Below are 26,780 nucleotides of genomic sequence, written 5' to 3'. Positions count from 1 at the left end.
CATCTGGCTGTCCCAGCAGCCAAATCCTTCCCACGATCATGGAGAGCCCGCCGAACCCGGCCGGCTACCGCCCCCGGGCCCCGGCCCCCGGCCCCCGGCCCCCGGCCCTCGGGCCCCCCGACCCCCGGGGCCCGACCCCCGGGCCCCTTCGGGCTCGCCAAGCCCGCCGGGGCGGCGGTTGCCGAGTTTGTGCGGGAATGTCCGGAGCGGCGCGGAAAATCTTGGTGGGCTTGTCGAAAAGGCGGCCGCGTTGTTCGCCGGGTGGGGTGTCAGGGGTTTCGCGAGAGGAGTTCGGCGTGGGGAAGTTGGTCGTCATGGCGTTCATGACGTTGGACGGGGTGGTGCAAGGGCCCGGTGGGCCGGACGAGGACCGGGAGCACGGGTTTGCCCACGGAGGGTGGGCCGTGCCGCACTTCGACGACGCGTTGCTGGGGCACGTCGAGCGGTTCGTGCGCGGCGCGGACGGGCTGGTGCTCGGGCGGCGGACGTACGAGGTCTTCGCGGCCACCTGGCCGCTCGCCGGGGACGACGACCCCGTCGGGAGCAAGCTCAACCGGATGCCCAAGTATGTCGGGTCGCGCACGCTCCAGGGGCAGGAGCTTGCCTGGGAGAACGCATCGCTGCTCGGGGACGACGTCGCCGGCGAGCTCATCCGGCTCAAGCGGGACCGGGAGTTGCAGGTGCACGGCAGCGGCGGGTTTGTGCAGGCGCTGCTGCGGCAGGGGGTCGTCGACGAGCTGCACCTCATGACCTTCCCGGTCGTGCTCGGGAGCGGGAAGCGGCTCTTCGGCAGCGGTACCGTGCCCGCCACCTTCAGCGTCGAGGACAGCGTCGTCACCGGAAAGGGGGTCAGCGCCGTGACGTACACGCGGCGTGGAGGCGTCGAGTACGGTGCGATGGGGCCCGAGACCGGGAACTGGTGAGACGGGAGCAGCGGATGCCGCAGTACGCCATCCTCATCTACGAAGCCGAGCTCCCCGGCGGTGTCGCGGACATCCCGCCGGACGTCATGGAGGCCAACCTGCGCGCCGGGGACGAGATCGCCGCCATGGGGGTGCGGGTCGTCAACGAGCAGGCGTTGCAGCCCAGCCGGCTGACGCGGACCGTGCGCGCCGGCGGGCTGGTCACCGACGGGCCGTTCCTGGAGAGCAAGGAGGTGCTCGCCGGGTTCTTCGTCGTCGAGGCGCAGGACTTCGACCAGGCTGTGGCCGTGGCGCGGCTGCTGCCGATCATGGACGGCGCGGTCGAGGTGCGGCCCCTGCTGACCGGATGACGGTCGGGCAAGCCGTCGAGGACGCGCACCGCAGCGAGTGGGCCGCCGTGCTCGCCGCGACGGTGCGCGTCACGCGCGACCTCGACCTCGCCGAGGAGTGCGTGCAGGATGCGTACCTCGCGGCGCTGCACGACTGGCGGGAGCGCGGCATCCCGGACCGGCCGGGCGCGTGGCTCGTCACGGCGGCCCGGCACAATGCGCTCGACGCGCTGCGCCGGGCCGCGACCCTGCGGGCCAAGCTGCACCTGCTGGTCGAGCCGGAGTCGCACGAGGACGACGACCCGCTGCGGCTGGTCTTCCTCTGCTGCCACCCGGCGCTCAGCCCCGACGCGCAGGTCGCCCTGGTCCTGCGGCTGGTGTGCGGGGTGCCGGCCGCCGGCATCGCCAAGGCGTTCCTCGTCAGCGAGCCGACGATGGCGGCGCGGCTCACCCGGGCCAAGAAGAAGATCACGGCGGCGCGGATCCCGTTCCGGATGCCGCCGGCGGCGGAGCTGCCCGGCCGGCTGGACGCGGCCCTGACCGCGGTCCACCTGCTGTTCACCACCGGCCACACGGCGCCGGACGGGCCGAGCCTGGCCCGCGACGACCTCGCGGCGCGGGCGCTCGACCTGGCCCGGATGCTGCACCGCCTGCTGCCCCGCGAGCGGGAGGTCCGTGGCCTGCTCGCGCTGCTGCTGGCCAACCATGCCCGGCGGGCCACCCGCACCGGGCCGGACGGGCGCCTGCTGCGGCTGTCGGAGCAGGACCGCTCGGCCTGGGACCGGCGGGCGATCGCCGAGGCCGACGCGCTCGTCGTCGGGGCGCTGCGGGGCGGGCGGCCCGGCCGGTTCGGGCTGCAGGCGGCCATCGCCACCCTCCACGCGAGCGCCCCGGCCTGGGCCGACACCGACTGGCCGCAGATCCTGGTGCTCTACGACGCCCTGCTGGACGCCTGGCCGTCACCGGTCGTCGCGCTCAACCGGGCCGTCGCGCTCGCCGAGGTGCACGGGCCCGGGGCGGCCCTCGCCGAGCTCGACCCGCTGCTGCGGGACGGGCGGATGCGGCGGTACCACTACCTGCCCGCGGTCCGCGCCGACCTCCTGCGCCGGCTCGGCCGCGCCGGGGAGGCCGCCGACGAGTACCGCCGGGCCCGCGACCTCACGGCCAACGCGGCCGAACGGGCGTTCCTGAGCGCCCGGCTCAGCGAGCTCGGCTAGGCAGCACCCGGGCGTCCGGGCCCGGCACGACCAGGCCCTCGTGGCCGTCCTCCCACCGTACGGTGTACGGCGGCGTGTGGTCGTCGTGATGCACCTCGGTGATGACGCCCTCCCGTCGGACGTCCCCGACGTGGGCGCCCTCCACGATCAGCCGGTCTCCGACGTTCGCGTGCATGGTTTCCTCCCTCGTACTCCTGGTGGCCGTCCTTTCCATGGCACGCCGCGACGGCCGCCCGGTCAAGCTCAGGGCACCAGGACCGCCGCGCCGGTCACCCGATCCGCGGCCAGGTCGGCCAGGGCCTCGCCGGCCTGCGCGAGCGGGCGCGGCCCGGCGGTCACCCGCAGCGGGTGGTCCTGGGCGAAGGCGAGGAAGTCGCGGCCGTCGTCGCGGGTGTTGGCGGTGACGCTGCGCAGCGAGCGCTCGTAGAACAGGTGCTCCTCGTAGTTGAGCGTGGGGATGTCGGTGAGGTGGATGCCGGCGATCGCGAGCGTCCCGCCCCGGTCGAGGTGGGACAGCACCACCGGTACCAGCGAACCCACCGGCGCGAAGAGGATCGCCGCGTCGACGGGCTCGGGCGGCCGGTCCGCGCCGGCGGAGGCCGCGCCGAGGTCGAGGGCGAGCCGCTGGGCGGCCGGCGCGCGGGTGACCACGTGGACGGTGGCCCCCTCGGCCAGGGCGACCTGCGCGGCGAGGTGGGCCGAGGCGCCGAACCCGTAGACGCCGAGCCGGCCGCCGCGCGGCAGGTCGGCCCGGCGCAGCGCCCGGTAGCCGATGATGCCCGCGCACAGCAGCGGCGCCACGTGCACGTCGTCGTAGGCGCCGGGCAGCTGGTAGGCGTAGTCGGCCGGCGCGACGGTGTACTGCGCGTACCCGCCGTCCGCGTGCCAGCCGGTGTACCGCGACGCCGGGCAGAGGTTCTCCGCGCCCGCCCGGCAATAGCGGCACGTCTGGTCGGTGTGCCGCAGCCAGGCGACGCCGACCCGGTCGCCGATCGCGAAGCCGGCCGCGTCCGCGCCGGCGTCGACGACCTCACCGACGATCTCGTGGCCGGGCACGGTGTCCGGCCGGACCGGCGGCAGGTCGCCCTCGGCGAGGTGCAGGTCGGTGCGGCACACGCCGCACGCGGTGACCCGCACCAGCAGCTCACCCGGGCCGGGCTGCGGCACCGGCAGCGACACCTGCCGCAGCGGCCGGGTCCCGATCGGCCCCGGCCGGTGCACCTGCCATGCGAGCATGCGGGCCATCCGTCCATGCTGCCCGGCGGCGGCCGGTCTATCCCTCGACGATCTCCACCGCGTCGCTGGCGGCGCGGCGCGGCGAGCGGGGGCCGGTGTCGCCGCGGCCGGGGACGCCGATGCGCACCACGATCGCGGGGTGACCGACGTTGCCGATCGCCCGGCGCAGCGTCTCGCGGGCCGCGACGATCTCGACCATGTCGCTCATCGGCGAGGTGGCCAGGCCCTCGGCGGTCGCGGTGAGCAGCACGGCGCTGAGCGCCTCGCCGGCGGCCAGCCAGTCGCGCGGCGTGTCGTGGTCGGTGACCACGACCGCGTACCGGGCGAACCGGTCGGCGACCTCCGGCGCGTCGTACACGCTCGCGTCGGTGTCCCGGCCGGTGAAGCTGCGGATCGGCACGGTCCGGGCGCCGTTGGGCTCGGTGGTGGCGGGCGGCACGCCGGTGCCCGAGCCGTCGTCGGTGTGCACCCAGGCGGCCAGGTCGGCGCGGTAGGCGGGGTCGGCCCGCTCCACGTCGGCCGCGTGGCCGGCGGCGACGACCACGGCGGTGACCTCGGCCGGGTTGACGAGGTGCAGGTGGGCGCCGGCGGCCTCGGCGGCGGCCCGCATCCGGTCGAGGGCGGGGGCGGGCACGGCCACGTCGAGGAACGGCCGGCGGTCGGAGCGCCGGACCGAGATGGCCCGCCGGAGCCGCTCGGCGTTCCCGGTCTTCGGGACGCTCCCGGTGTACCGCAGGACAGCGAGCAGATCGGGTTCGTCCGCGTCGGGCAGGTGTGTCACGTCCACGCCGGCCCCGGCGGCGCCGAGCGCGACGCGGGCGTGGTGCAGCGCCACGCCGCAGCTGAGCGTCATGAGCCGCCCGTCGGGGTCGAGCGCGGGCAGCTGGCGGCGCCGGTCGGCGCGCAGCTCGGCCCGGTCCCCGGCGATGCGCCACTGCCAGGGCTGGGTGTTGAGCATCGACGGTGCGTCGAGCGCCGCGAGGACGGCCGAGGTCAGCGTCCGGTTGACGGCGCTGCCGCGGTCGGTGAACTGGATCGCAGCCATGATGGGCTCCTCGGAGGCTCGTCGGTGGTACGCCTCCCACGATTGCCGCCGGCCACCCGCGCCGTTCAGAGGCCCCGGCCCCGTCCGTCCGGGACCTTCGGCCCGATGCCCCGGCCGCCCCGCGCCCGCCGTTGTTTGCGCTGCTGTCCGCCCGGCCCCCGACCCACGGGACCTTCGGCCTGTGCCGGTCGGCCCTCCACTTGGTAGAAATAGGACATGATCCGGGTGTATCTGCTCGACGACCACGAGGTGGTCCGCTACGGCCTGCGGGAAATGCTGGAGCGGGAGGGCGACATCGAGGTCGTCGGCGAGTCCGGCTCGGCGGTCGAGGCGACCCACCGCATCCCCGCGCTGCGGCCCGACGTGGCCGTGCTCGACGGCCGGCTGCCCGACGGCAGCGGCGTCGACGTGTGCCGCGACATACGGTCGGTCGACCCGTCGATCCGGGCCCTCATCCTCACGTCCTACGAGGACGACGAGGCCCTCTTCGCGTCGATCATGGCGGGCGCCTCGGGGTATGTGCTCAAGCAGATCCGCGGCACCGACCTGGTCGACGCCGTCCGGCGGGTCGCGGCCGGCCAGTCGCTGCTCGACCCGGCCGTCACCGCCCGGGTGCTGGAGCGCATCCGCAAGGGCCCGGAGCAGCCCGACGAGCTGCGCAACCTCACCGAGCAGGAGCGGCGGATCCTGCTGCTCGTGGCCGAGGGCCTGACCAACCGGGAGATCGCCGAGCGGATGTTCCTGGCCGAGAAGACGGTGAAGAACTACGTGTCGAGCGTCCTGGCGAAGCTCGGCCTGGAGCGGCGCACCCAGGCCGCGGTGCTGGCCTCGAAACTGCTCGGGCGGCCGCACCCTTAGAATCGCCGGGGTGGGCAACGAAGATCCGGGGTGGCAGCTGCCGCTGCCGTCGCTGTCGCGGGTGGACCTCGACGCGCTGCTGCAGGAGCTGCTGACGCGTGTCCGCGAGGTGATGACCAGCCGCGAGCGGCTGCGCGCCCTGCTCGACGCCGTCGTCGCCATCGGCGCCGACCTCGACCTGCACAGCACTCTGGAGCGCATCGTGCAGGCGGCCTGCCGGCTGGCCGGCGCGCGGTACGGTGCGCTCGGCGTGATCGGGCCCAACCGGATGCTCATCGAGTTCATCAACCAGGGCGTCTCGCCCGAGGAGCGGGCCGCGATCGGTGACCTGCCCCGCGGCCACGGCGTGCTGGGCGTGCTCATCGACGAGCCCCGGCCGATCCGGCTGGAGGACATCACCAGGCACCCGCGGGCGTACGGGTTCCCGGCCAACCACCCGCCCATGCACAGCTTCCTGGGCGTGCCGGTGCGCATCCGCGACCAGGTGTTCGGCAACCTGTACCTCGCCGAGAAGCACGGCGGGGAGCAGTTCACGCAGGACGACGAGGACCTCGTGGTGGCGCTGTCGGTGGCGGCCGGCGCCGCGATCGAGAACGCCCGCCTCTACGCGCAGACCGCCCGCCGGCAGCGCTGGCTGGAGGCGGCCGCGGAGATCACCGCCGTCCTGCTCGGCGAGGTCCGGCGCACCGAGGCCCTGGAGCTGGTCGCGACCCGGGCCCGCGAGGTGGCCGAGGCCGACCTGGCGATGGTCCTGCTGTACGACGACGCGGCCGAGGACCTGCGCATCGAGGTCGCGGTCGGCGGCGACCCCGGCCTGGTCGGCGCGTCGGTCGACGTGCGCCGCAGCGACTTCGCGACCGTCCTGCTCAGCGGGCACCTCTCCGTCGTCGAGGACCTCGGCACGGCCGCCGCCTGGCCCGTCCCGCTCTCCACCGGCACCGCCCTGCTCGTGCCGCTGGCCGCGGGCGGCGTCCCGCTGGGCGCGCTCGTGGTGGCGTATCGCCCGGACAGCGTCACGTTCGCCGAGGACCCCGACGTGGCCCTGGTCGAGACGTTCGCCGGCCAGGCCGCGCTGGCCCTGGAGCGGGCCCGCTCCCAGGACGAGCGCGAGATGCTGGCCGTGGTCGGCGACCGCGAGCGCATCGCCCGCGACCTGCACGACGTGGTCATCCAGCGCCTGTTCGCCGCCGGCATGCAGCTGCAGGGCGCCGCCCGCCTGCCCGGCCGCGCCGACCAGCAGGAGCGCATCGACCGCGTCGTCGACGACCTGGACGCGACGATCCGCGACATCCGGGGCAGCATCTTCGAGCTGCGCGCCGTCCCCGGCGACAGCCTGCGGGCCGAGCTGCGCCGCGTGGTCGACGAGGCCCGCGGCCCGCTGGGCTTCCGCCCCGACCTGCGCCTGGACGGCCCGGTCGACACCGCGGTCACGGCCCCGGTCCGCAAGGCCCTCCCGGCGGTGCTGCGCGAGGCGCTGAGCAACGTCGCCAAGCACGCCCAGGCGACGTCGGCCCGCGTCACGGTGGACGCCCGCCCGACCAGCCTGACGCTGGTGGTCGAGGACAACGGCCGCGGCTGCGACCCGGCGACCAACCCGGAGGGCAACGGCCTGCGCAACATGCGCGCCCGCGCCGAGGACCTGGCCGGCACCTGCGCGGTCGAGCCCGCGACCCCGGCGGGCACCCGCCTGACCTGGCGCGTCCCCCTCTAACCCGCCCTCGCCGCACCGCCCCGGCGCCGTGCCCGTCGTCGGCCCCATTGATCGATGGAGCGTTCCGGCTGCCATGACGACCAGAACGCGCCATCGATCATGGGCGCGGCGGGAGCCGGGCGCGGCGGGAGCCGGCCGCGGCGGGAGCCGGCCGCGGCGGTGCGTGGTCAGACCGTGGCCGCCTGGGCCGGCGCGCGGAGCGGCGGTCGTGGCGGGGGCCCGGTGAGGGTGCCGGCGTCGAGGTGCAGGACCTCGTCGACGGCCGCCGGGTCGACGGGCCGGTGGGTGATGAGCAGCACGGTGCGCCCGTGCGTGGCCGCCAGCAGGTCGTCGGTCAGCGCCGCCGCCGTGGGCTCGTCGAGGTGCTCGGTCGGCTCGTCGAGGACGACGATCGGGAACCCGGCGAGCAGGAGCCGGGCGAGGGCGAGCCGGCGGCGCTGCCCGCCCGACAGGGCCAGCCCGTGCTCGCCGACGGGGGTGGCGAGCCCGGCGGGCAGCGTGCGGGTCCAGTCGAGCAGCCGCGCCGCCCCCAGCGCGGCGTCGAGCTCCTCCCCCGTCGCGTCGGGCCGGGCGACGCGGAGGTTGGCCTCGATCGTGGTGTCGAACAGGTACGCACTGTCGTCCAGGCACCCCACCACCCGCCGCGCGTCGTCGCCGGACAGGTCGCGCAGGTCCGTCCCGTCGAGCGTGACCCGCCCGGCACGGGGGTCGAGCCAGCGCGCCAGCAGCGCCGCGATCGTGCTCTTGCCGGCCCCGCTCGGCCCGACGAGCGCGATGCGCCGACCGGGCGTCAGCGTCAGCGAGACCCCGTGCAGCACGTCCGGCCCGCCGGGCCACCCGGCGTCGACCCCCTCCACCCGCAGGGTCGGCACGCGGCCACCCGCGGGCAGCGGGCGCGGGGCGACCGGGTCGGGCGTCGGGTCGGCCACCCTGGACAGGGCCGTCAGGCGGGACAGGGCGGCGCGGGCGGCGGCGAGGCGCTGGACGGCCGGGGGCACGGCACCCACGGTCTCGAAGAGGGCCAGCGGCGTCAGGACGACGACGGCGAGCAGCTCGCCGGGCAGGGTGCCGGCCCGGACGGCGAGGGCGCCGGCGGCCAGGCCGGACAGCACGGCCAGGCCCGTGCAGAGGGCGGTCACCGCGGCCGACACGCCGGTCGTGGCGCTCGCGCGGCGGGTCGCCGTGAGCAGGGCCCGGTCGGTCTCGGCGAGGCGGGCGAGGGCGGCGGGCGTGGCACCGTACGCGATCAGGTCCGGCAGCCCCTCCACCAGCTCGACCGTGCCGGCGGCGAGCGTGCCGCGCAGCGGGGCCAGGCGGGCGTCGGCGCGGCGGGTGACGGCGGACTGCAGCAGCGGCACGCCGACGCCCGCCACCAGCAGCGCCACCGCCAGCGCCCCGGCGGCGGCGGGCAGCAGGGCGCCCACCAGCAGGACCGTGCCGAGGGCGGTGACCGCGGCGACCGCGACCGGCAGGACGACCCGCACGACGAGGTCGAGGACCGACTCGACGTCGTCGACCAGGCGGGCGACGAGGTCGCCCCGGCGAAACCCGGTCAGGCCGGCCGGCGCGAGCCGTTCGAGGCGCCGGTAGGTCCGCACGCGCAGCGCGCCGAGCAGCCGGAACGCGGCGTCGTGGCCGGTGAGCCGCTCCACGTACCGCAGCACGCCCCGCCCGATCCCGAACGCCCGCACGGCCACGATCGCGACCATGAGGTGCAGGACCGGCGGGTGCTGCGCGGCCCGGGAGATGAGCCACGCCGAGGTCGCCATGAGCCCGACCGCCGCCCCGGCCGCGCCGACCCCGGCGAGCACCGCGACGACCAGCCCGCCCGCCGCCGGCCGGCACCACCGCAGCACGTCCCGGACGGCCGCGACCCTCCGCCCGGCCGGCCGGGGCTGGGCGGTGTCGCGCGGGAGGGGCGGGCTCACGGGGTCACCGCCCGGCGTCGTGCCGGACCGGGGACGGGAGCTCGATCGGTCGGCGCGGGCGACCGGCGAGGAGCCCACCGGACCGAGCCACCGCGCGAAGCGCAGCGCGCCGTGCAGGCTCCGTGACACGGCCCGCGCGCTCACGGGGTCACCGCCGGGGCCGCGGCGGCCAGCGGGCGCGGGGCCGGGAGGGCGATCTCGCGGTCGGCCAGGGCGACCAGCGACGGCCGGTGGGCGACCAGGACGACCGTGCGGCCGGCCGCGTGGGCGCGGATCGCGGCCAGGACCGACGCCTCGGTCTGCGCGTCCAGGCCGGCCGTCGGCTCGTCGAGCAGGACCAGCGGGGCGTCGAGCAGGAACACCCGGGCCAGCGCGATCCGCTGGCGCTGGCCCGCCGACAGGCCGGCGCCGCCGTCGCCGAGGGGCGTGGCGAAGCCGGCGGGCAGGGCCTCGACGAACGGCAGGGCGCCGGCCTGGGCGGCCGCCGCGCGGACGGCCGCGTCGGTGGCGTCCGGCGCGCCGAGGCGGATGGCGTCGGCGATCGTGCCCGCGCCGAGCCACGGCCGCTGCGGCAGCCAGGCGATCCGCCGGCGCCACGCCGCCGGGTCCAGCGTGGCCAGATCGGCGCCGCCGACCGTGACGCGGCCCGCGGCCAGGGGCGCGAAGCCGAGCAGCACCGCCAGGGCGGTCGACTTGCCGCAGCCGCTCGGGCCGGTCAGCGCGACCAGCTCCCCCGGCCGCACCTCGGCGGTGAACGGCGGCAGCGACGGCTCGGACCGGCCCTCGTGCCGCACCTCCGCGCCCTCGAAGACGACCGGGCCGGCGGCGTCGACGGGAGCGGTGCCGGCGGCGGCGGCCGGGGTCTCCAGCAGCGTGAACACCTCGGTGGCGGCGGCCAGGCCCGCGGCGCTCGCGTGGTAGTTGGCGCCGACCTGGCGCAGCGGCAGATACGCCTCCGGGGCGAGGATCAGCACGAGCAGGGCGGTGGCCAGGGACAGCTCGCCGTCGACGAGCCGCAGGCCGATGCCGACCGCGACCAGCGCCACGGACAGGGTGGCGAGCAGCTCCAGCACGAGCGAGGACAGGAACGCGACGCGCAGGGTGCGCATCGTGACCCGGCGCTGCTGGGCGCTGATCTCGGCGACGATCGCCGCCTGCCGGCGGGCGCGGCCGAACACGCGCAGCGTCGGCAGGCCGGCGACGACGTCGAGGAAGTGGTGGGAGAGCCGGGCCAGCAGGCGGAACTGGCGCCGGTTGGCGGCCTCGGTGTGCCGGCCGACGAGCACCATGAACACCGGGATGAGCGGCAGCGTCAGGGCGATCGTGCCGGCCGCCACCAGGTCGGCCGGGGCGATGCGGACCAGGACGATGGCCGGCACGAGAGCGGCGAGCACGAGCTGCGGCAGGTATCGCGCGAAGTACGCGTCGAGCGCGTCCAGCCCGCGCGTCGCCAGGGTCACCACGTCGCCGCTGCGCCGCGCGCCCGGCCCGAGCGCGACGACGTGCGCGAACAGCCGGGCCCGCAGCTGGCGCTTCACGGCCGCCGCCGAGCGGGCCGCGGCCACCTCCTGGGCCCAGGCGACGGCGGCCCGGGCCGCGACGACCGCGGCCAGCCAGCCGAGCGTCGGGGTCAGCGCCGCGAGCGAGGCCCCGCCGAGGTAGACGGCGACGATCCCGTCGGCGAGCAGCGTCGCCTGGGCGACCACGAGGGCGGCGAGCGCGACGCCGAGCACGACCGACAGCGCCAGGTAGGCGCGGGTCGCCGACGCATACCGCAGCAGGCGCGGATCGAGCGGCCTCATGGGTGCGGCACCGGGATGTGCTCGACCCGCAGCCGCTTGCGGAACACCCAGTAGGTCCACGACTGGTAGAGCAGCACGATCGGCGTGAAGCAGACGGCGACGCCGGTCATGACCTTCAGCGTGTACGGCGTGGAGGCCGCGTTGGTGACGGTGAGGCTGTCGCCGCCGGCCAGGGTGGTGGGCATGACGTCGGGGAACAGCGTCACGAACAGCGCCGCGACGGCGATCACCAGCGTCGCGCCGGCGGCCAGGAACGCCCAGCCCTCGCGCCGGGCCCGCGCGGCGACGACCCCGGCGACCAGGGCCAGGGCGGCGGCGCCGGACAGCGCCCAGCCCCACGCGTCGTCGTGGGTGAGCTGGGTCCACAGCAGGAACCCGCCGGCGAGCGCGACCGCCGGGAAGCCCAGCCGGTAGGCCAGTCGGCCGGCCCGCACCCGCACGTCGCCGTCGGTCTTCAGGGCCAGGAAGACGGCGCCGTGCAGCAGGAAGAGCGACAGGGTGGTGAGCCCGCCGAGCAGCGCGTAGGGGTTGAGCAGGTTGAAGAAGCCGCCGACATACTCGTGGTCGGCGTTGATCGGCACGCCCCGGACGATGTTGCCGAAGGCGACGCCCCAGAGCAGGGCCGGCACGTAGCTGCCCACGATGATCGCCAGGTCCCAGCGTCGCCTCCACTGTGGACTGTCGACCTTCCCGCGATACTCGAACGCGAGGCCGCGCACGATGAGCGCCACGAGAATGATCAGCAACGGCAGGTAGAAGCCGGAGAACAGCGTCGCATACCACTCCGGGAAGGCCGCGAAGGTGGCGCCGCCGGCGACGAGCAGCCAGACCTCGTTGCCGTCCCAGACCGGGCCGATGGTGTTGATGAGCAGGCGCCGCTCGCGCTCGCCGCGGCCGAGGACCGGCAGCAGCATGCCGACACCGAAGTCGAAGCCCTCCAGCAGGAAGTAGCCCGCCCAGAGCACGGCGATGAGGACGAACCAGACGGTGGTGAGTTCCATGACCAGCTTCCTCAGTAGGCGAAGGCCAGCGGGCGATCCTCGTCGGACGCATCATCCGACTCGGGTACGACAATTTCCGGTGCACCGGCCCGGGCGTAGCGCAGCATCAGCATCAGCTCGACGACCGCGAGCCCGCCGTACAGCAGGGTGAACACGATCAACGAGGTCGCCACGTGCGACGCGGACACCGACGGCGACACGCTCTCGGAGGTCTTGAACAGGCCGAACACCGTCCAGGGCTGCCGCCCGACCTCGGTGAAGATCCAGCCGAACGAGTTCGCCAGCAGCGGCATCGCGACGGCGGACACGGCCGCGATCCACAGCCACCGCCCGGCGGGCCGCCGTCCGCGCCGCGTGGCCCACAGCGCCAGCGCCGCGACCGCCATCGCCAGGGCACCGAAGCCGATCATCAGCCGGAACGACCAGTAGGTGACGGGAACGTACGGCACGTAGTCGCCCTCGCCGTACCGCTCGACGTAGGCGGCCTGCAGGTCGTTGATGCCCTCCACGGAGCCGTCCAGCGAGCCCGTCGCCATGAACGACAGCAGCGACGGGATCCGCACCGACGCCAGCTCCGACCGCCCGTCCAGCGAGCCGACCGTGAAGACCGAGAACGACGCCGGTTGCGACGTCTCGTAGAGCGCCTCCGCCGCCGCCATCTTCATCGGCTGCTGCTCGGTCATCACCCGCGCCTGCAGGTCGCCGGTGACGAGCACGCCGACGCCCGCGACGAGCACGACCCACGCGCCGAGCCGCAGCGCCGGCCGGAACACCTCCGGCTGGTGGTCGCGGCGCACGTGCCAGGCGGCGACGGCCAGCATGAGGGCGCCGGCGGTGAGGAAGCACGCGGTGATGGTGTGCGGGAAGGTCACGAGGGCCGTGGAGTTCGTCAGTACCGCCACGATGTCGGTCAGTTCGGCCCGCCCACGTTCGGCGTTGACGGTGTAGCCGACGGGGTGTTGCATCCACGAGTTCGCGGCCAGGATGAAGTATGCCGACAGCATCGTGCCGATCGAGGCGAGCCAGATCGTCGCCAGGTGCACCTTCTTCGGCAGCCGGTCCCAGCCGAAGATCCACAGCCCGAGGAACGTCGACTCCAGGAAGAACGCGAGCAGCCCCTCGATCGCCAGCGGCGCGCCGAAGATGTCGCCGACGAACCGCGAGTAGGCGCTCCAGTTCATGCCGAACTGGAACTCCTGCACGATGCCGGTGACGACACCCATCGCGAAGTTGATCAGAAACAGTTTGCCCCAGAACTTGGTGGCGCGCAGGTACTCCGGCCGTCCGGTGCGCACCCACGCGGTCTGCAGCCCGGCGACGAGCGCGGACAGGCCGATCGTGATCGGGACGAAGATGAAGTGGTACACCGTGGTGACCGCGAACTGCCACCGGGCGAGATCGAGCGCGTCCATGTACCGCAGTCTTCCGGCCCAAAGTTGCAACCGGTCAGGGTCGAAGGTCCCGACCCGCGGGTGCGCTAGGTCACCAGCCGCAGGCGGCGGGCGGCGACGCCGATCGTCACCCGCTGGCCCCAGGCGAGCTCCAGGCGGTCCCCCTCCAGGCCGTCGGCGAACACGACCAGGCGCTCGCCCTCGCTCGCCAGCTCCAGGCGCTCGCCGGGGCCGAGCCGGCCGGCGGTGAGCGTGACGCCGGTCGCCGGCGACGGCCAGGCCTCGCGCACGAACCAGGTGAGCGCCTCCTCCCCCGCAGCGGGCGGCGGCGGGGCGGCGGCCCGCTCCCGGGCGATCGACGAGCACCAGCCGGTGGCGCCGGTCCCGGTGCCGACCACCACGCCGGAGGACGACTGCCGCTCCCGCCGTCCGTCCGGTGTGGACAGTGTGTACCGCGCGGACTGGTGCGTGGGGTGCCCGACGTACACCTCGTTGAGGCCGACGAGCTCCTGGCCGTCGTCGAGCCGCGCGGCGACCATCGTGAGCGGCTCGGCGGCGGGCAGCGCGCGCAGGATCGCCCCGACGGCGGCCGGCTCGTGGCGCACGAGGACGCCCGGGTTGCGGTCCGGCGCCGGGTTCACGCCGACGACCGGCTGGCCGTCGAGGTACTTCGCGACGTTCGCGACCAGCCCGTCCTGCCCGACGGCGACGACGACGTCCTCCGGGGCGAACAGGAACCGGGACAGGTCCTCGCGGTCCAGCCGGCCCCGCCGCCAGTCGGCCGGGACGGCCGCGCCCACGGTCGTGAGCGCGGCCTCCTGGGCCTGGTGGCGGGCCTCCACCTCGGCGAGGTCGCGGCCCCGCTGGCCCAGGAAGTAGGCCGCGGCGGCCCGGGTGCCGTGGCGCGCGAGCAGCTCGTCGAGCTCGCTGCGCCGCGACACCAGCACCACCCGCGGCGCAAGCGTGCTCACGCGCCCTCCGCTTCGCTCCGGAACCGCTCATCGCGACTCATCGCGACAGCCGCCCCAGCAGGTCGGTCACCACGTCGGGGGTGACCGTCAGCTGGCCGATCTCCGGCAGGTGGCCCGCCAGCTCCTTGAGCGCGAGCGCCTGCAGCACGGCCGGCGGCAGGTCGCGGTACGCGGCCAGGCGGCTCGCCTCGGCCTCCGCCTCGGCCAGCCCGACGGCCCGGACGCCGGCGGCGCGGGCCTCGCTGCGCAGCCGGTCGGCCTCGGCGTCGGCCGTGGCCGAGATCCGGGCCCGCTCGGCGGCGCCGGCCGCGGCGACCTGGGCGCGCTCCTCGGTCGCCTGGGCGGCGACGAGCGCGGCGGCCGCGTCGAGCTCGGTCTTGCGCCGGGTGTTGGCGCCGTGCTGCTCGACGAGCTGCTGCTCGCGCCGGGCCAGCTCGATCTTGTTCTGCAGCTCGTTCTCGGCGATCGCGCGCTCCTGCTCGACGGCGCGGGCCCGCCGGCTGTACGTGGCCCGGTCGGCCTCCTCCTGCACCGCCTCCCGCGTCGGCGTCTGCAGCGCCCGCTCCAGGTCGGGCTCGGGCCGGATCGCCACCACCCGGGCGCTGACCACGCTGACGCCGGTGTCGGTGAGCCGCGGGTCGCCGCCGAGCGCCGCCGACACCGCCTCGCGGACCGGCGCGATGCCGGCCGTGAGCGCCTCGGTGAGCGCCAGGCGGGCCAGCAGGTCGAGCGCCGGCTGCTGGGCCAGCTCGGCGAGCAGCGTGGCGACCTGGTCGAGCGGCTGGCCGCGCCACTGGCCGCGCTCGGGGTCGACGGAGAAGTCGAGGCGCTCGGCGGCGACGGCCGGGGCGCTGATCCGGTAGGTGACGGTGGCCTGGACGGTGACGTCGGCGAAGTCGCTGGTCCGCGCGTGGAAGAGCAGCGGCAGCTCGCGGTCGTCGACGGGCACCTCGGACAGCACTGCGTTCAGCGGCCGGTACCAGAACGACTGGCCGATGCCCTCGTGCCGGACGCGCCCCTTCACGTGGTGCCGGACCCAGCTGGTCGGCGCCCCGCGCAGGTGGCGCAGGAAGAAGCGGCGAGTCACGTCCGCCATGGTGGCCCTCCCGGGGTAAGTTATCGTCATACTGACGATATTCGCCCGAACCCTTTCTCGTCAACGTGGTGATAAATACATGACATCGTTCACCGTCACCGTCGACCTGGTGATGCTCACCATCCGCCAGGGCGCCCTGCACGTCCTGCTCATCCGCCGCGCGATCCCGCCGTACCAGGGCGCAAGCGCGCTCCCGGGCGGCTTCGTGCTGCCGGAGGAGGACCTCGGCGCGGCCGCGGCCCGCGAGCTCGCCGAGGAGGCCGGGATCGCCGCGCCCGGCCACCTGGAGCAGCTGGCCAGCTACGGCGCGCCGGGCCGGGACCCGCGCGGCCGGGTGGTCACGGTCGCCTACCTCGCGCTGCTGCCCGACGCGCCCGCCCCGACGGCCGGCAGCGACGCCGCCGGGGCCGAGTGGGTGCCGGTCGCCGCGCTGCCGGCCCTGGCCTTCGACCACGCCGGCATCCTGGCCGACGGCGTCGAGCGGGCCCGGGCCAAGCTGGAGTACACGCCGCTCGGCGCCGCCTTCTGTCCGCCGGAGTTCACGATCGCCGAGCTGCGGCAGGTGTACGAGGCGGTCTGGGACACCACGCTCGACCCGCGCAACTTCCACCGCAAGGCGACGTCGACCGAGGGCTTCGTCGAGCCGACCGGCCGGTCCACCGCCGGCGAGCGCGGCCGGCCGGCCGCGCTGTACACCCGCGGCTCGGCGACCGTCCTCTCCCCGCCGCTGCTGCGGTCGCGATGAGGGACCTGCTGGCCGAGGCGCCCGTGCCCGCCCTCGCGCTGTCCGTGTTCGACCGGGAGCGGGTGCTCGCCGAGCACGTGCGGGGCGCCGCCCCCGACGACTGGTGGGACCTGGCCAGCCTCACCAAGGTGCTCGTCACGCTGCCCGAGGTGCTCGCGCTGTGCGACGCCGGCCGCCTCGGCCTCGACCTGCGCCTGGGCACGCAGTGGCCGCCGGCCGCCGGGCACCCCGTGGCGGCCGCGACCGTCCGGCAGCTACTGAGCCACGACGCGGGGCTGCCGGCGACGCGGCCCTACTTCCGCGACGGCCGGCCGGTCGCCGCGGCGGCGCTCGCCGAGCCGCTCGACCGGCCGCCGGGCAGCGGCGCCGTCTACAGCGACCTGGGGTACATCATCCTCGGAAGGCTCGTCGAGGACGTCACCGGACGGCCGCTCAGCGCGCTTGCCCGCGACCGCACCGGCCTGCGGTTCGCGCCGCTGCCCGGCCCCGCCGTGCCGACCGAGCGGTGCGCGTGGCGCGGCCGGCTCGTCCGCGGGGAGGTGCACGACGAGAACGCCGCGGCGATGGGCGGCGTGGCCGGGCACGCGGGCGCGTTCGGCACCCTAAGCCTGGTCACCCGGGCGGTCCGGGACTGGTTCGCCGGCCGCGTCGTGAGCGCGGGCCTGCACCGGCAGGCGGTGCGGGGCTGGTCGAGCAACGGTTCGCAGGAGGTGTACGGGCTGGGCTGGTGGCTCGGGGGCACCCGCGGGACCGGCGGCGCACTGACCGGCCCGGGCGCGCACGGCCACACCGGGTTCGTCGGCAACCTGGTCTGGCTGGCGCCGCACCGCGACCGCGGCGTGGTCCTGCTCAGCAACCGGGTCCACCCCGTCCGCGGCGACCGCGCGCCCTTCGCCGCCTGGTGCGGGCGGCTGCTGGAGGCGGTGGCGCGGGACGATTCGCTGTGAACCGTACAGTGGCACGTGCTAGTGTCTCGTGATGATACGTGCCGAGCTGCATGAGCCCTGTGTACGCCCCGGCACCATGGTCCCCGGCGAGGTGCACCTGCGCGCGGGCGTCGCGGCGCTGCCACCCGGCGAGGTCACCCTGAGCGTCGAGACGCGCACGGGCGTCGCCGTCATCCGGCACCGCGTCGCGGTCGTGTCGCCGGTGCCGCCCGGCCGCAGCCGCTCGGTGCCGTTCCTGCTGCCACTGCCGTGGGAGACGCCGCTGACCCGGCCGATCCCGGCGGTCTCGGTGCTGCTGCGGACGGAGGCGCATGGCGAGAGCGTCGTCGAGCCGATCGACGTCCACCCGCTGCTGGGCCACCAGCGCGTGCTCGACGCCGCGCGCCGGCTCGGGTTCCGGCTCGTCGACGCCGCCCTGCAGACCGGTCCCCTCCCCGGGGTGCTCCGGGCCGTATCCTTCCACCAGGAGTTCACGTTCCGGCCGCCGGCCGGGGCGGAGCTGCGCGTGGTGACCGTCGCCGGCCCGTCCGCGGTCGACGTGGTCGCCCGGCTCGGCGGCGCGTCGCTCACGTTCGCGGTCGGCGCCGACACCGACCCGTTCGCGGTGCTGCGCGCCTGGATGCTGACCCAGATCCCGGCGCTGGCGCCGGCACCGACGCCGATACCGGATCGTGACGCAACCGGTGACCGGCTTCACCCCGTCTTACCAACGTGATCCCGGCCGATTCCAGAAGGCATCCCTCATGACGCCCGACCTCCCGCGCGGCACCACCCGCCGGTCCCTGCTCCTGGTCGCGGGGGCCTCGGTCCTCGCCGCGTGCACCGCCAAGCCCGGCGACGCCAAGCCCGGCGACACGTCCGGCGCGGGGTCGCCCAGCCCGTCGCCGATCCCGCCGGCCACCGCGCAGATCACCGCGCCGGCCGCGGGCGCCGCCGACGTCCACACCGCGACCGAGGTCGCCGTGGCCGCCACCAACGCCGCGAAGACCGAGGTGGTCTTCGTCGACGCGGCCGGCGCCTCGGTGCCGGGGGTCCCGCACCAGGTCGCCGGATCATGGATCCCGGGCCAGCAGCTGAAGTACGCGACCGCCTACGAGGCGCGGGTGACCGTCACCGGCAACGACGGCAAGCCGGTCACCGCCACGACGACGTTCACGACGATGAAGAAGCCGGGCAGCCTGGCCAAGGTGTCGAGCATCATCGCCAACGGCCAGACCGTCGGCGTGGCGATGCCGGTCATCATCAACTTCGGCGTCGACGTGGCCAAGGACCAGCGGGCCGCGGTCCAGCAGCGGCTCACCGTCGTCAGCAGCCCCGCGCAGGAGGGCGCCTGGCACTGGTTCAACGCCAAGGAGGTGCACTTCCGGCCGAAGGACTACTGGCAGCCGGGCACCAAGCTCAGCGTGCGCGCCGCGGTCGGCGGCCTGCCGGTCGGCGGGAAGTGGTATGGGGAGCGCGACGTCACCTTCGAGGCCGCCGTGGGGCGCAAGTTCCTCATGGAGGTCGAGAACAAGACCCACCAGCTGACGGTCACCCAGGACGGCGCCGTCATCCGCACGATGCCGGTCAGCCTCGGCAAGCCGTCCAGCCCGTCCGCGAGCGGCCACTTCATGATCATGATCAAGAACGAGTGGGAGTGGTTCGACTCCGCGTCCTTCGGCGTCCCGAACGACTCCGCCGACGGCTATCGCACCAAGGTCTACTGGCCGCAGCGCCTGACCTGGGACGGCGAGTATCTCCACTCGGCCCCCTGGTCGGAGAAGGACCAGGGCAAGCGCAACGTCTCGCACGGCTGCACCAACCTGTCCGCGGTCAACGCGGAGTGGCTGTGGAAGAACACCCTGATCGGCGACCCGGTGATCATCCGCAACACCGAGGAGCACGTGAAGTGGGGCAACGGCTGGACCGACTGGGACATCAGCTTCGACGAGTACGTGAAGGGCAGCGCCATCCCCTACACCCCGCCGGCGGCCTCGGCCTCGGCGTCGGCCTCCCCGTCCGCGTCCTGACCCCGTCCTGACCGCGGCCGGCCCGGATCGGCCCGGGGCAGCAGCGCCTGCCCCGGGCCTTCGCGCCGCAGGCTTCAGGCGGTGGCCGTCGCCCGGCGGCGGCCCAGCCGGACCAGCACCAGCCCGGCCACGAGGAGCAGCCCGCCGGTCAGCGTCATCGTCGTGACGTCGACCCCGGTGACGGCGAGGACCGGCCGCCGGTACAGCCCCGCGTCCAGCACCACCGTGGTGCCCCCGGCCGCCGTCACCGCGCCGGACAGCCCGGCGGTCACCGGCTGGCCGGGATCGACGACGGGCACGAAGTCCGAGTCGCGGGACCGGTCCGATCCGCGCCCGTGCCGCGTGAACGCCCACTGGACCGACGAGATGTCCCCGTCCGCGTCCACGGGCCCGGTCCCGATGGCGACGATGAGCGTCCCGGCGGCGACGGCCGGGACGTCGTAGGTCCCGTCGCCCCCGGTCACCGTCTCCAGCAGGTCCATGCCGGCCGCCGCCGACGCCCCGGCCGCCGGCCGCCGGCGCAGGTGGTCGCGCAACTGCTGGGCCAGGTCGGCGTCGGAGGCCGCGCTCAGCTCGCCGGCGCTGACGACGATGACGGGCAGCCCGCGGATGCCACGCTCGCTCGCCGAGCGGATGCCGTCGCGGTTGCTGTCGTTCCAGGCCCGCCCCCGCACCCGCACGGTGGCGGCAGCGGCCGCCGCGACGCCGCTGGGATCGGCCGCCGCACCCGCGGCCCCAGCGGCACCCGCCGCCGCAGCCCCAGCCGCGGCCCCAGCGGCACCCGCCGCCGCGCCGTTCGCACCCGCAGTTCCCGCCGCCGCGCCGTTCGCAGCGGCCGCCCCGTTCGCGTCCGCGGCCCCCGCCGCCGGACCGCCGGCCTGAGCGCCCGTCGCCGACGGGCCGGGCGACGCCTTGGCCTTCCCCGCCTTCCTGGCGCCACCGGCCGTCGCGCTCGCGCCGGCACCGGCCGACGGCGACGCGGCCGGAGCGCCCGGGGCGGCGTCGGCCGGCCCGGACGGTACCGTCGCCGCCACCCCCGCGGCCGTCATCAGCACCACTGCCGTCATCGCCACGCGGGACACCGCCCGCGCTCCCCTGAGTCCACCCCGAAGCACGACGCCTCGCTCCTGTTGCCGAAGAGGTGCCGCCCCGTGCGACGCCGGTGCGATCGTATGCACCTTTTGCACCTTTTATCCCCAACTACCGGCCGAACGGCCGGCGTGTCCCGCCCGCGCCGCTCGTGCCGTTGACGACGGGCGTCACCCCGAGCCAGTCAACCCGGTCGCGGACGTTCCGGGACGTCCGCGACCGGGCCGGGCGTCAGCGCTCGGCCGGGACCGGGAGACGGGTCCAGCGACGGCCGTCCGCCGAGCGGTACACCGCGTCGGCGTCGAACATCAGGTACACGCCCGGCACGGCGGACTGCACCGGGGCGCGCAGGCCGGTCACCACGGGGCGCTCGGGCAGGCCGTCCGGCCGCTCGGCGCGGTAGTGCTGGCCCTGGTCGGAGCTCACGTACCAGCGGGGCCCCCGGTCGTCGCGGATGAGCACCACGTGGGTGCCGTCGGCGGCGACGTACGTGTCCTCGCTGATGTAGTAGCCCCCGCCGATCGGCAGCGAGTGACCGGGGTCCACCGGCCGCCAGGTCGCGCCGCCGTCGGTGGTCAGCAGGACCCGGGCGGCGAGCCCGGCGGACGCGGTCGCCGCCGGGTCGGTGTCGTCCGCGCGGGTGGAGAGGATGGCGTACCCCGTGCGGCCGTCGGACGACGCCACCGCGAGGTGCACCACCTGCGGCTGGTCGAAGGCGTGCACCCGCCACGTGCGTCCCCGGTCCGGGGTGAAGGCGACGGCCGGGTGGCCCCCGATGCCGGGCACCGTGCCGGTGACCCACATCCCGGGCGAGGCCGGCTGGTCGGACACGGCGCCCACCACGAGGTCCGGCTGGCTGGCCAGGGGCGCCATCCGCCCGGCCACCGGGTCGACGGCGACCAGGCGGCAGCGCTCGTTCAGCCGGTAGGGCGCACACTGCAGCCATCCTTGCGGCGGTACCGCGGGAACCTCCTCCGCGACGAGGACCAGCTCCCGCCAGGTGCGGCCGCCGTCGAGGCTGACATGGTTGTGCCGGATGACCTTGGGGCCGCTCTGCCCGGTCTCGTCGCCCATGGTCTCCGTGGTCCGCAGCAGGACGCCGGGGGCGGGGGCGTCGACCTGGCCGTCGCCGAAGTCCTCCTGGCGCACCGTCCAGGTGCGGCCGCCGTCGTCGGAGCCGAGCAGCTTCGCCGGGCAGCCGTCGCAGCCGCGCACGCCGGCGTACAGGTGCCCGGCGTCCGTGGCGGCCGCCGACAGCACCGGCCCGCTGCCCTCCTGCGTCGGTGGCGGCGGCACCACGTCCGGCTCCGACCGCAGCGCGGCGAGCCCCAGCCCGGCGACGACCGCCACGACGACCGCGGCGGCGACCGCGCGCCGCCGCCGATGGCGCCGCCAGGCCTTGACGTACACCGCGTCGGCGCTGAGCCGCGTCGGCGGCGCGGCGGTGTCGGCCAGCTCCTCGAACCTCGTCCGCAGTCCGGTCATCGCCCCTCACCCGCTGTCGTCATCGCGTCGTCGGCACCGATCAGCTCGCGCAGTTTCGCCAGGCCGCGGGCGGTCTGGCTCTTCACCGTCCCGGCCGAGCAGCCGAGGGTGGCGGCGGTCGCCCCGACGTCGAGGTCGTGGTAGAACCGGCAGACGAGCACGGCCCGCTGCCGGGCCGGCAGCCGCCGCAACGCCGCCGTGAACGCCACCCTGCTCGTCGGGTCGTCGCCGTGCGCGTGCTCGGGCGGCTCGGCCACCGACCGCTCCCGCCGCCGCCAGACCCGCCGGACGTCGGCCAGGTACGCGCGCACCAGGCAGGTCCGCACGAACGCGTCGAGCGCCTCCCGGTCCCGCACCGTCCGCCACGCGACGGCCAGCCGCATGAACGCGGTCTGGGTCAGGTCATCGGCCCAGTGCCAGTCCCCGCACAACACGTACGCGGTCCGCCGCACCGCCTGTTGCCGCGCGACGAAGTACTCACGGAACTGGCGCTGGTCTTCACTCTCACCGCCGGGCATCGCACCTCCTCACTCCCTAGGTGCGCGCCGGCCCCGGATTCGGTTGCACGCGACACCCGCCACCATGACCCGGCCGGTACCGCCGGGAACCGCGGTCCCGATCTATGATCATCGGCATGGATCTCGCCGTCGTCGTTCGCGGAGGCTGGGAGGGGCACTGTCCCGTCGAGGCCACCGACCGCTATGTCGCCTGGCTGCGCGCCCAGGGCACCGAGGTGGTCACGTCCGAGTCGCTCGACGTGTACGAGGACGCCGGCCTCATGGGCCGGGCCGCGCTCGTCGTGCAGTGCTGGACGATGGGCACGATCACCGCCGGGCAACTGGCCGGCCTGTCGGCGGCCGTCCACGCCGGCACCGGGTTCGCGGGCTGGCACGGCGGCATGATCGACGCCTTCCGCGCCGCCCCCGACTACCAGCGCATCACCGGCGGCCAGTTCGTGCACCACCCGCCCGACTTCGTCACGTACGAGGTGCGCCCCACCACCGGCCACCCCGTCGTCGCCGGCCTGCCCCCGTTCACGGTGCACACCGAGCAGTACCGGGTGCACGTCGACCCGTCGATCGAGGTCCACGCGGTGACGGACGTCGACGGGGTCGCGATGCCGGTCGTGTGGACGACCGGCTGGGGCGCCGGCCGCGTGTTCGTGACGACGGTCGGCCATGAGCTCAAGGACCTCGAGGTCCCCGAGCACGACGAGATCATCCGGAGGGGCCTGGCATGGGCGAGCCGCTGACCGTCGGCATCGTCGGCGCCGGCAAGATCAGCGCCGCCTACGCCCAGACCCTGGCCCGGCTGCCCGGCGTCCGCCTGACCCGGGTGGCCGACCTGGACCTCGCCCGCGCCGCCGCCTTGGCCGCGGACGTTGCGGGCGCGCTGCCGGTGCGGCCCGACGAGCTGCTGGCGTCCCCCGACGTCGAGGTGGTGCTGAACCTCACCGTGCCCCGCGCCCACGCGGAGGTGGCCCTCGCGGCCCTCGCCGCCGGCAAGCACGTCTACGGCGAGAAGCCGCTCGCCACCGGTACCGGCGAGGCACGACAGGTGCTGGAGGCCGCCGCGTCGGCACGGCGCACCGTCGCCTGCGCCCCGGACACGGTCCTCGGCACCGGCCTGCAGACGGCCCGGGCCGCGCTGTCGGCCGGCGACATCGGCACCCCGGTGGCGGCCACGGCGTTCATGGTCACCCCGGGCCACGAACGCTGGCACCCGTCGCCGCAGTTCTACTACGAGCCCGGCGGCGGCCCGCTGTACGACATGGGCCCCTACTACCTGACCGCGCTGGTCCACCTGCTGGGCCCGGTCCGCCGGGTGACCGGCATGGCCTCGACGCCCCGCCCGACCCGCACGACCCTGGACGGCCTGGAGTTCCCGGTCGACGTGGCGACGCACGTGACGGGCGTCCTGGAGCACGCGTCGGGCGCCCTGACGACGCTGATGATGAGCTTCGACGCCTGGACGGGCCAGCTGCCCCGCATCGAGGTCTACGGCACCGAGGGCACCCTGAACGTCCCCGACCCGAACGGCTTCGCGGGCGACGTCCACCGCTTCACGGGCGCCGCCCAGGAGTGGGCGGTGCTCCCGGAGCTGGCCGGCTACCGCGACGCGGCCCGCGGCTACGGCGTCGCGGACCTGGCCCGCTCGCTGCGCGAGGGCACGCAGCCACGAGCCTCGGCGGACCTGGCCTACCACGTCCTGGACGTGATGGAGTCCCTGCTGGCCGCCGCCGCGACGGGCACGGCGACGACCGTGACCAGCACGTGCGCGGTTCCCCCACCGGTCCCGCTGGCGGCCGACCCGCAGGACGCGTAGGCCGTGCCGCCCGGGCGGGCCCGGTGTGCGCAGGGCGATCGGCCCGGTCAGGGCACGTCCGGCACGATGCGCCGCCAGTGCAGGCCGTCGGTGGAGACGTAGACCGCGTCGCCGGGGGCGTAGGCGAGGTAGCCGCCGCCGGGGAGCGCCTGCACCGGCGTGCCGGCGCCGTAGATACCCTCTGCCGGCAGGCCGTCGAGGGTCACCGGCGTGTAGTGGGCGCCGCCGTCCCGGCTGATCCGGAACGTGACCTTGCCGTCGCGGCCCAGATCGGCGATCACGTGCGCGCCGTCGGGCGTGACGAACGAGCTGCCGCCGCCGTAGGACCAGGGCGCCGTGCCGCCGGGGTCCACGCGCTGCCAGCTGTGGCCGCCGTCGGTGGTGCGGTGGACCCAGGCCCGCCCTCCGCCGTCGAGGCCCATGCCGGTCATCGAGACGGCGTACCCCGTGCGACCGTCGAGGCTCGCCAGCCGCGTGGAGTAGCTCGAGTCCCCGGGGGCCGCAACGTCGGTGAGCACCCGGGTCGACCAGGTCCGCCCGGCATCGTCGCTGACGGCCACGGCCGGAAGACGGGTCGCGGGGTCCTCGCCGCTGATCCACAGGCCGCCCGTCGCGGTCCGCAACGAGCTGCGGTAGGCGAGCGCCGGGGGGTTGGCCAGTGGTGCCGACCGGCCGAGCCGGGGGTCGCCGACCCCGACGTCGACCCCGACGCCCGCCTGCAGGTAGCTCGGTTCGAGCCACCCGTCGGCGGGTACCGACGGCGTCGGGGTGCTCTGCCGCTCGACCGCCTTCCAGGTCCGCCCGCCGTCGATGCTGACGTACACGCCGGACTGCGGCAGTATGCCCGGCGAAGCCACCTTCTGGGCCCGCACCACCAGGATGTCGTCGGTCAGCGGGGTCAGGTCGGTCGACTCGAAGCTGCCGAGGCCACGGCTGCGCACCTGCCAGGTCCGGCCGGCATCATCGGACCGGACGAGGTCCTGGTTGCAGTCGAGCCAGGCCGGCTCCGTCAAGCTGTCCGGGCAGTCGAGCACGACCGCGTACAGGTGGCCGGCGTCGCTGGCGGCGGCCGCGAACACCGAGCCGGTGCGCCACTGGACGGGCTGCTCGGCCGGTGGTTCGGGCGGCCGCGGGCCGGCGCCGCCGTCGAGGGTGGCGAACACCACTCCGGCCGTCAGCATGATCATGGCCGCGCCGGCGGCGGTCAGCGTGGCGGCGGTCAACCGGCGGTGGCGTCGCCGGCCCCGCGTGTAGAGGTCCCGGGGACGCAACCGGCTCGGCGGGGCGGGGGCCTGGGCGAGATCCTCCAACAGTTCCGACAGGTCGGTCACGGTGTTCCCTCCAGCGCGATGAGCGGTTGGATCCCGGGCTCGGGGAGTGGGTCGTCCAGCAACGTCCGCAGCCGGGCCAGGGCCTTCGCGGTCTGGCTCTTGACCGTTCCGGCCGAGCAGCCGAGCGCTTCAGCGGTCGAGGCGACCTCGAGGCCCTGGTAGAAGCGGCAGACGACGACCGCCCGCTGGCGCGGGGGAAGCCGGCGCAGCGCCGCGGCGAACACGACCCGGCGCGTGGCGGTCTCCGCGTTGTCGTCGGGCGTGCCCAGGTCGGGCAGCTCGGCCTGGCTGCGTTCGCGGCGTCGCCACACGCGCCGCGCTTCGCTCAGGTACGCACGAACGAGGCAGGTGCGGACGAACGCGTCCAGCGCCGCCCGGTCCCGTACCCGATGCCAACCGGCGGCCAGCCGGACGAACGCGATCTGGGTGAGGTCGTCGGCCCAGTACCAGTCGCCGCACAACAGGTACGCAGCGCGGCGAACGGCGTCACGGCGCGCCGCGAAGTACTCCTCGAACTCTGCGACGCTGGCGTCGTCGATGCCTGCCATGGCGCCCCCCTTCACCTGAAGGTGCGCGCCACCGGAGCATTCGGTTGCCCGATGTTCTGGACCCGGTCGGGCTACCCTTGCCGCATGACGGCCGTCGAGGAGCTCGGGCGCTCCAAGTATGTCAGCCTCACCACCTATCGCAAGGACGGGACGCCCGTCGCCACGCCCGTGTGGCAGGCGCCCGACCAGGGGGAGCTGTTCATCATCTCCAACGCCGACGCCTGGAAGGTCAAGCGGATCCGCAACGACCCGCGCGTGACGGTCACCGCGTGCAACGTCCGGGGGCGGATCGCGCCCGGGGCGCCGACCGCCGAGGGGACCGCGCGGCTGCTCGACGACGCCGGGACGCAGCACGCGCGGCGGCTGCTCGAGCGGCGGTATCTCACCTCGCGGATCGGCAACGCCCTCGCCCGCCTGCTGCGGCTGCGGCGGCCGCCGGCCATCGGCATCGCCGTCAGCCTGTGAGCGAAGCCGACCGGCCCGAACCCGAAGCGACCGGCGGGCAGCCGCTCGCCCTCCTCGTCGTGATCGCCGTCCTGGCCCTCATCCCCGCGCCCGTCGTCGCGCTGCTCGACATCGGGGACGCGACGACGCCGATCGGGGAGGACCTCTTCCGGCTCGGGGTGTGCGCGGTCGCGGCCGGGCCGCTCGTCGCCGCGTTCGTCAAGGCCCGCCGCGTCGGCCGGCACGGCGGGCGGGCGACCGCCGCCGTCTGGCTGCTGCTCGCCGGGCTCGCGGTGCTCGTCGCCGGGTCCATCGCCGGGAACCGATGAGGGACCCGGCGCGTCTCAGG

Annotated in this window: 27 protein-coding genes; 13 read left to right on the top strand and 14 right to left on the bottom strand. The window is 75.5% G+C overall.

The window, feature by feature from the left end:
• Window positions 1-296 precede the first annotated feature (296 nt).
• The 3 genes from IEZ31_RS14175 to IEZ31_RS14165 are packed head-to-tail and all read left to right on the top strand — an operon-like array spanning window position 297 to window position 2,469.
• Window positions 297-923 carry a dihydrofolate reductase family protein gene (locus tag IEZ31_RS14175; protein ID WP_190250269.1) on the top strand — a complete coding sequence of 209 codons (627 nt, stop codon included), beginning with the start codon at window positions 297-299 and terminating at the stop codon, window positions 921-923.
• 14 nt (window positions 924-937) lie between these two features.
• The gene (locus IEZ31_RS14170; RefSeq protein ID WP_190250268.1) at window positions 938-1,273 is read left to right on the top strand and encodes a YciI family protein; all 336 of its coding nucleotides are present in this window, start codon (window positions 938-940) and stop codon (window positions 1,271-1,273) included.
• Window positions 1,270-2,469, top strand: a complete 1,200-nt coding sequence (locus tag IEZ31_RS14165; RefSeq protein ID WP_190250267.1) for an RNA polymerase sigma factor — start codon at window positions 1,270-1,272, stop codon at window positions 2,467-2,469. The genes IEZ31_RS14170 and IEZ31_RS14165 overlap by 4 nt, the downstream gene beginning before the upstream one ends.
• Here the strand turns inward: IEZ31_RS14165 and IEZ31_RS14160 are convergent.
• The 3 genes from IEZ31_RS14160 to IEZ31_RS14150 all read right to left on the bottom strand — a co-directional run bounded on the left by IEZ31_RS14160 (window position 2,453) and on the right by IEZ31_RS14150 (window position 4,750).
• A complete protein-coding gene (locus tag IEZ31_RS14160; RefSeq protein ID WP_190250266.1) occupies window positions 2,453-2,644 on the bottom strand; it encodes a DUF1918 domain-containing protein in 192 nt (63 codons plus the stop codon). The genes IEZ31_RS14165 and IEZ31_RS14160 overlap by 17 nt on opposite strands.
• A 68-nt stretch (window positions 2,645-2,712) precedes the next feature.
• Window positions 2,713-3,705, bottom strand: a complete 993-nt coding sequence (locus IEZ31_RS14155) for a zinc-binding alcohol dehydrogenase family protein (RefSeq protein ID WP_190250295.1) — start codon at window positions 3,703-3,705, stop codon at window positions 2,713-2,715.
• A 37-nt stretch (window positions 3,706-3,742) separates the two neighbouring features.
• Window positions 3,743-4,750: an Acg family FMN-binding oxidoreductase gene (locus IEZ31_RS14150; protein ID WP_190250265.1), complete on the bottom strand. Its 1,008-nt coding sequence runs from the start codon at window positions 4,748-4,750 to the stop codon at window positions 3,743-3,745.
• A gap of 216 nt (window positions 4,751-4,966) precedes the next feature.
• Between IEZ31_RS14150 and IEZ31_RS14145 the strand changes: the two genes are divergently transcribed.
• Together IEZ31_RS14145 and IEZ31_RS14140 are read left to right on the top strand one after the other, a co-directional pair.
• On the top strand, window positions 4,967-5,608 hold the full coding sequence (locus IEZ31_RS14145) for a response regulator (RefSeq protein WP_190250264.1): 642 nt from the start codon (window positions 4,967-4,969) through the stop codon (window positions 5,606-5,608).
• A gap of 43 nt (window positions 5,609-5,651) precedes the next feature.
• Complete coding sequence (locus tag IEZ31_RS14140) at window positions 5,652-7,319, top strand: GAF domain-containing sensor histidine kinase (protein ID WP_373294582.1); 1,668 nt, start codon at window positions 5,652-5,654, stop codon at window positions 7,317-7,319.
• 167 nt (window positions 7,320-7,486) lie between these two features.
• Here the strand turns inward: IEZ31_RS14140 and cydC are convergent, their stop codons facing one another.
• The 6 genes from cydC to IEZ31_RS14110 form a co-directional block, all read right to left on the bottom strand.
• Window positions 7,487-9,247, bottom strand: coding sequence for a thiol reductant ABC exporter subunit CydC (gene cydC, locus IEZ31_RS14135; RefSeq protein WP_229834959.1), 1,761 nt, complete (start codon window positions 9,245-9,247; stop codon window positions 7,487-7,489).
• Window positions 9,248-9,387: 140 nt separating this feature from the next.
• Complete coding sequence (gene cydD, locus IEZ31_RS14130; RefSeq protein ID WP_190250263.1) at window positions 9,388-11,049, bottom strand: thiol reductant ABC exporter subunit CydD; 1,662 nt, start codon at window positions 11,047-11,049, stop codon at window positions 9,388-9,390.
• The gene (gene cydB / locus IEZ31_RS14125; RefSeq protein WP_190250262.1) at window positions 11,046-12,050 is read right to left on the bottom strand and encodes a cytochrome d ubiquinol oxidase subunit II; all 1,005 of its coding nucleotides are present in this window, start codon (window positions 12,048-12,050) and stop codon (window positions 11,046-11,048) included. Before cydB ends, cydD begins: the two co-directional genes overlap by 4 nt.
• 11 nt (window positions 12,051-12,061) lie before the next feature.
• The gene (locus tag IEZ31_RS14120; RefSeq protein ID WP_190250261.1) at window positions 12,062-13,462 is read right to left on the bottom strand and encodes a cytochrome ubiquinol oxidase subunit I; all 1,401 of its coding nucleotides are present in this window, start codon (window positions 13,460-13,462) and stop codon (window positions 12,062-12,064) included.
• A gap of 65 nt (window positions 13,463-13,527) precedes the next feature.
• Complete coding sequence (locus IEZ31_RS14115) at window positions 13,528-14,412, bottom strand: NAD(+)/NADH kinase (RefSeq protein ID WP_190250260.1); 885 nt, start codon at window positions 14,410-14,412, stop codon at window positions 13,528-13,530.
• A 37-nt stretch (window positions 14,413-14,449) separates the two neighbouring features.
• Complete coding sequence (locus IEZ31_RS14110) at window positions 14,450-15,508, bottom strand: SPFH domain-containing protein (protein WP_190250259.1); 1,059 nt, start codon at window positions 15,506-15,508, stop codon at window positions 14,450-14,452.
• Window positions 15,509-15,587: 79 nt separating this feature from the next.
• Between IEZ31_RS14110 and IEZ31_RS14105 the strand changes: the two genes are divergently transcribed.
• The 4 genes from IEZ31_RS14105 to IEZ31_RS14090 are packed head-to-tail and all read left to right on the top strand — an operon-like array spanning window position 15,588 to window position 19,209.
• Window positions 15,588-16,253, top strand: a complete 666-nt coding sequence (locus IEZ31_RS14105; RefSeq protein ID WP_190250258.1) for an NUDIX hydrolase — start codon at window positions 15,588-15,590, stop codon at window positions 16,251-16,253.
• The gene (locus tag IEZ31_RS14100; RefSeq protein WP_190250257.1) at window positions 16,250-17,200 is read left to right on the top strand and encodes a serine hydrolase domain-containing protein; all 951 of its coding nucleotides are present in this window, start codon (window positions 16,250-16,252) and stop codon (window positions 17,198-17,200) included. The genes IEZ31_RS14105 and IEZ31_RS14100 overlap by 4 nt, the downstream gene beginning before the upstream one ends.
• Before the next feature lie 31 nt (window positions 17,201-17,231).
• A complete protein-coding gene (locus tag IEZ31_RS14095; protein WP_190250256.1) occupies window positions 17,232-17,915 on the top strand; it encodes a sporulation protein in 684 nt (227 codons plus the stop codon).
• A 28-nt stretch (window positions 17,916-17,943) separates the two neighbouring features.
• Window positions 17,944-19,209 carry a L,D-transpeptidase gene (locus IEZ31_RS14090; protein WP_190250255.1) on the top strand — a complete coding sequence of 422 codons (1,266 nt, stop codon included), beginning with the start codon at window positions 17,944-17,946 and terminating at the stop codon, window positions 19,207-19,209.
• A gap of 74 nt (window positions 19,210-19,283) precedes the next feature.
• Here the strand turns inward: IEZ31_RS14090 and IEZ31_RS14085 are convergent, their stop codons facing one another.
• The 3 genes from IEZ31_RS14085 to IEZ31_RS14075 all read right to left on the bottom strand — a co-directional run bounded on the left by IEZ31_RS14085 (window position 19,284) and on the right by IEZ31_RS14075 (window position 22,301).
• Entirely contained in the window at window positions 19,284-20,282 is a 999-nt protein-coding gene (locus tag IEZ31_RS14085) for a hypothetical protein (RefSeq protein WP_190250254.1), read from the bottom strand.
• A gap of 247 nt (window positions 20,283-20,529) precedes the next feature.
• Window positions 20,530-21,783, bottom strand: coding sequence for a sialidase family protein (locus tag IEZ31_RS14080; protein WP_190250253.1), 1,254 nt, complete (start codon window positions 21,781-21,783; stop codon window positions 20,530-20,532).
• Window positions 21,780-22,301, bottom strand: coding sequence for a SigE family RNA polymerase sigma factor (locus tag IEZ31_RS14075; protein ID WP_190250252.1), 522 nt, complete (start codon window positions 22,299-22,301; stop codon window positions 21,780-21,782). Before IEZ31_RS14075 ends, IEZ31_RS14080 begins: the two co-directional genes overlap by 4 nt.
• A 116-nt stretch (window positions 22,302-22,417) precedes the next feature.
• Between IEZ31_RS14075 and IEZ31_RS14070 the strand changes: the two genes are divergently transcribed.
• Together IEZ31_RS14070 and IEZ31_RS14065 are read left to right on the top strand one after the other, a co-directional pair.
• On the top strand, window positions 22,418-23,035 hold the full coding sequence (locus IEZ31_RS14070) for a ThuA domain-containing protein (protein ID WP_229834951.1): 618 nt from the start codon (window positions 22,418-22,420) through the stop codon (window positions 23,033-23,035).
• A complete protein-coding gene (locus IEZ31_RS14065; RefSeq protein ID WP_190250250.1) occupies window positions 23,020-24,108 on the top strand; it encodes a Gfo/Idh/MocA family protein in 1,089 nt (362 codons plus the stop codon). The genes IEZ31_RS14070 and IEZ31_RS14065 overlap by 16 nt, the downstream gene beginning before the upstream one ends.
• 47 nt (window positions 24,109-24,155) lie before the next feature.
• Here IEZ31_RS14065 and IEZ31_RS14060 read toward each other — a convergent pair whose 3' ends face one another.
• Together IEZ31_RS14060 and IEZ31_RS14055 are read right to left on the bottom strand one after the other, a co-directional pair.
• Window positions 24,156-25,439, bottom strand: coding sequence for a sialidase family protein (locus IEZ31_RS14060; protein ID WP_190250249.1), 1,284 nt, complete (start codon window positions 25,437-25,439; stop codon window positions 24,156-24,158).
• On the bottom strand, window positions 25,436-25,987 hold the full coding sequence (locus tag IEZ31_RS14055; RefSeq protein ID WP_190250248.1) for a SigE family RNA polymerase sigma factor: 552 nt from the start codon (window positions 25,985-25,987) through the stop codon (window positions 25,436-25,438). The genes IEZ31_RS14060 and IEZ31_RS14055 overlap by 4 nt, the downstream gene beginning before the upstream one ends.
• Before the next feature lie 84 nt (window positions 25,988-26,071).
• Between IEZ31_RS14055 and IEZ31_RS14050 the strand changes: the two genes are divergently transcribed.
• Entirely contained in the window at window positions 26,072-26,452 is a 381-nt protein-coding gene (locus IEZ31_RS14050; RefSeq protein ID WP_190250247.1) for a PPOX class F420-dependent oxidoreductase, read from the top strand.
• Window positions 26,449-26,760 carry a hypothetical protein gene (locus IEZ31_RS14045; protein WP_190250246.1) on the top strand — a complete coding sequence of 104 codons (312 nt, stop codon included), beginning with the start codon at window positions 26,449-26,451 and terminating at the stop codon, window positions 26,758-26,760. Before IEZ31_RS14050 ends, IEZ31_RS14045 begins: the two co-directional genes overlap by 4 nt.
• Window positions 26,761-26,780 lie beyond the last annotated feature (20 nt).

Source organism: Dactylosporangium sucinum, assembly GCF_014647515.1.
Classification (GTDB): domain Bacteria; phylum Actinomycetota; class Actinomycetes; order Mycobacteriales; family Micromonosporaceae; genus Dactylosporangium; species Dactylosporangium sucinum.
The sequence above is the reverse complement of the archived record's forward strand: the minus strand, read 5'-3'. Positions and strand labels throughout refer to the sequence as shown.

Bases quoted from the DNA above. Each gene is read 5' to 3' on its own strand.
- IEZ31_RS14090 (WP_190250255.1), top strand. From the start codon at position 17,944: ATGACGCCCGACCTCCCGCGCGGCACCACCCGCCGGTCCCTGCTCCTG.
- IEZ31_RS14065 (WP_190250250.1), top strand. From the start codon at position 23,020: ATGGGCGAGCCGCTGACCGTCGGCATCGTCGGCGCCGGCAAGATCAGC.
- IEZ31_RS14150 (WP_190250265.1), bottom strand. From the start codon at position 4,750: ATGGCTGCGATCCAGTTCACCGACCGCGGCAGCGCCGTCAACCGGACG.
- cydB (WP_190250262.1), bottom strand. From the start codon at position 12,050: ATGGAACTCACCACCGTCTGGTTCGTCCTCATCGCCGTGCTCTGGGCG.
- IEZ31_RS14095 (WP_190250256.1), top strand. From the start codon at position 17,232: ATGATACGTGCCGAGCTGCATGAGCCCTGTGTACGCCCCGGCACCATG.
- IEZ31_RS14105 (WP_190250258.1), top strand. From the start codon at position 15,588: ATGACATCGTTCACCGTCACCGTCGACCTGGTGATGCTCACCATCCGC.
- IEZ31_RS14120 (WP_190250261.1), bottom strand. From the start codon at position 13,462: ATGGACGCGCTCGATCTCGCCCGGTGGCAGTTCGCGGTCACCACGGTG.
- IEZ31_RS14080 (WP_190250253.1), bottom strand. From the start codon at position 21,783: ATGACCGGACTGCGGACGAGGTTCGAGGAGCTGGCCGACACCGCCGCG.
- IEZ31_RS14155 (WP_190250295.1), bottom strand. From the start codon at position 3,705: ATGCTCGCATGGCAGGTGCACCGGCCGGGGCCGATCGGGACCCGGCCG.
- IEZ31_RS14110 (WP_190250259.1), bottom strand. From the start codon at position 15,508: ATGGCGGACGTGACTCGCCGCTTCTTCCTGCGCCACCTGCGCGGGGCG.
- IEZ31_RS14055 (WP_190250248.1), bottom strand. From the start codon at position 25,987: ATGGCAGGCATCGACGACGCCAGCGTCGCAGAGTTCGAGGAGTACTTC.
- IEZ31_RS14070 (WP_229834951.1), top strand. From the start codon at position 22,418: ATGGATCTCGCCGTCGTCGTTCGCGGAGGCTGGGAGGGGCACTGTCCC.
- IEZ31_RS14050 (WP_190250247.1), top strand. From the start codon at position 26,072: ATGACGGCCGTCGAGGAGCTCGGGCGCTCCAAGTATGTCAGCCTCACC.
- IEZ31_RS14100 (WP_190250257.1), top strand. From the start codon at position 16,250: ATGAGGGACCTGCTGGCCGAGGCGCCCGTGCCCGCCCTCGCGCTGTCC.
- cydD (WP_190250263.1), bottom strand. From the start codon at position 11,049: ATGAGGCCGCTCGATCCGCGCCTGCTGCGGTATGCGTCGGCGACCCGC.
- IEZ31_RS14170 (WP_190250268.1), top strand. From the start codon at position 938: ATGCCGCAGTACGCCATCCTCATCTACGAAGCCGAGCTCCCCGGCGGT.
- IEZ31_RS14165 (WP_190250267.1), top strand. From the start codon at position 1,270: ATGACGGTCGGGCAAGCCGTCGAGGACGCGCACCGCAGCGAGTGGGCC.
- IEZ31_RS14075 (WP_190250252.1), bottom strand. From the start codon at position 22,301: ATGCCCGGCGGTGAGAGTGAAGACCAGCGCCAGTTCCGTGAGTACTTC.
- IEZ31_RS14160 (WP_190250266.1), bottom strand. From the start codon at position 2,644: ATGCACGCGAACGTCGGAGACCGGCTGATCGTGGAGGGCGCCCACGTC.
- IEZ31_RS14145 (WP_190250264.1), top strand. From the start codon at position 4,967: ATGATCCGGGTGTATCTGCTCGACGACCACGAGGTGGTCCGCTACGGC.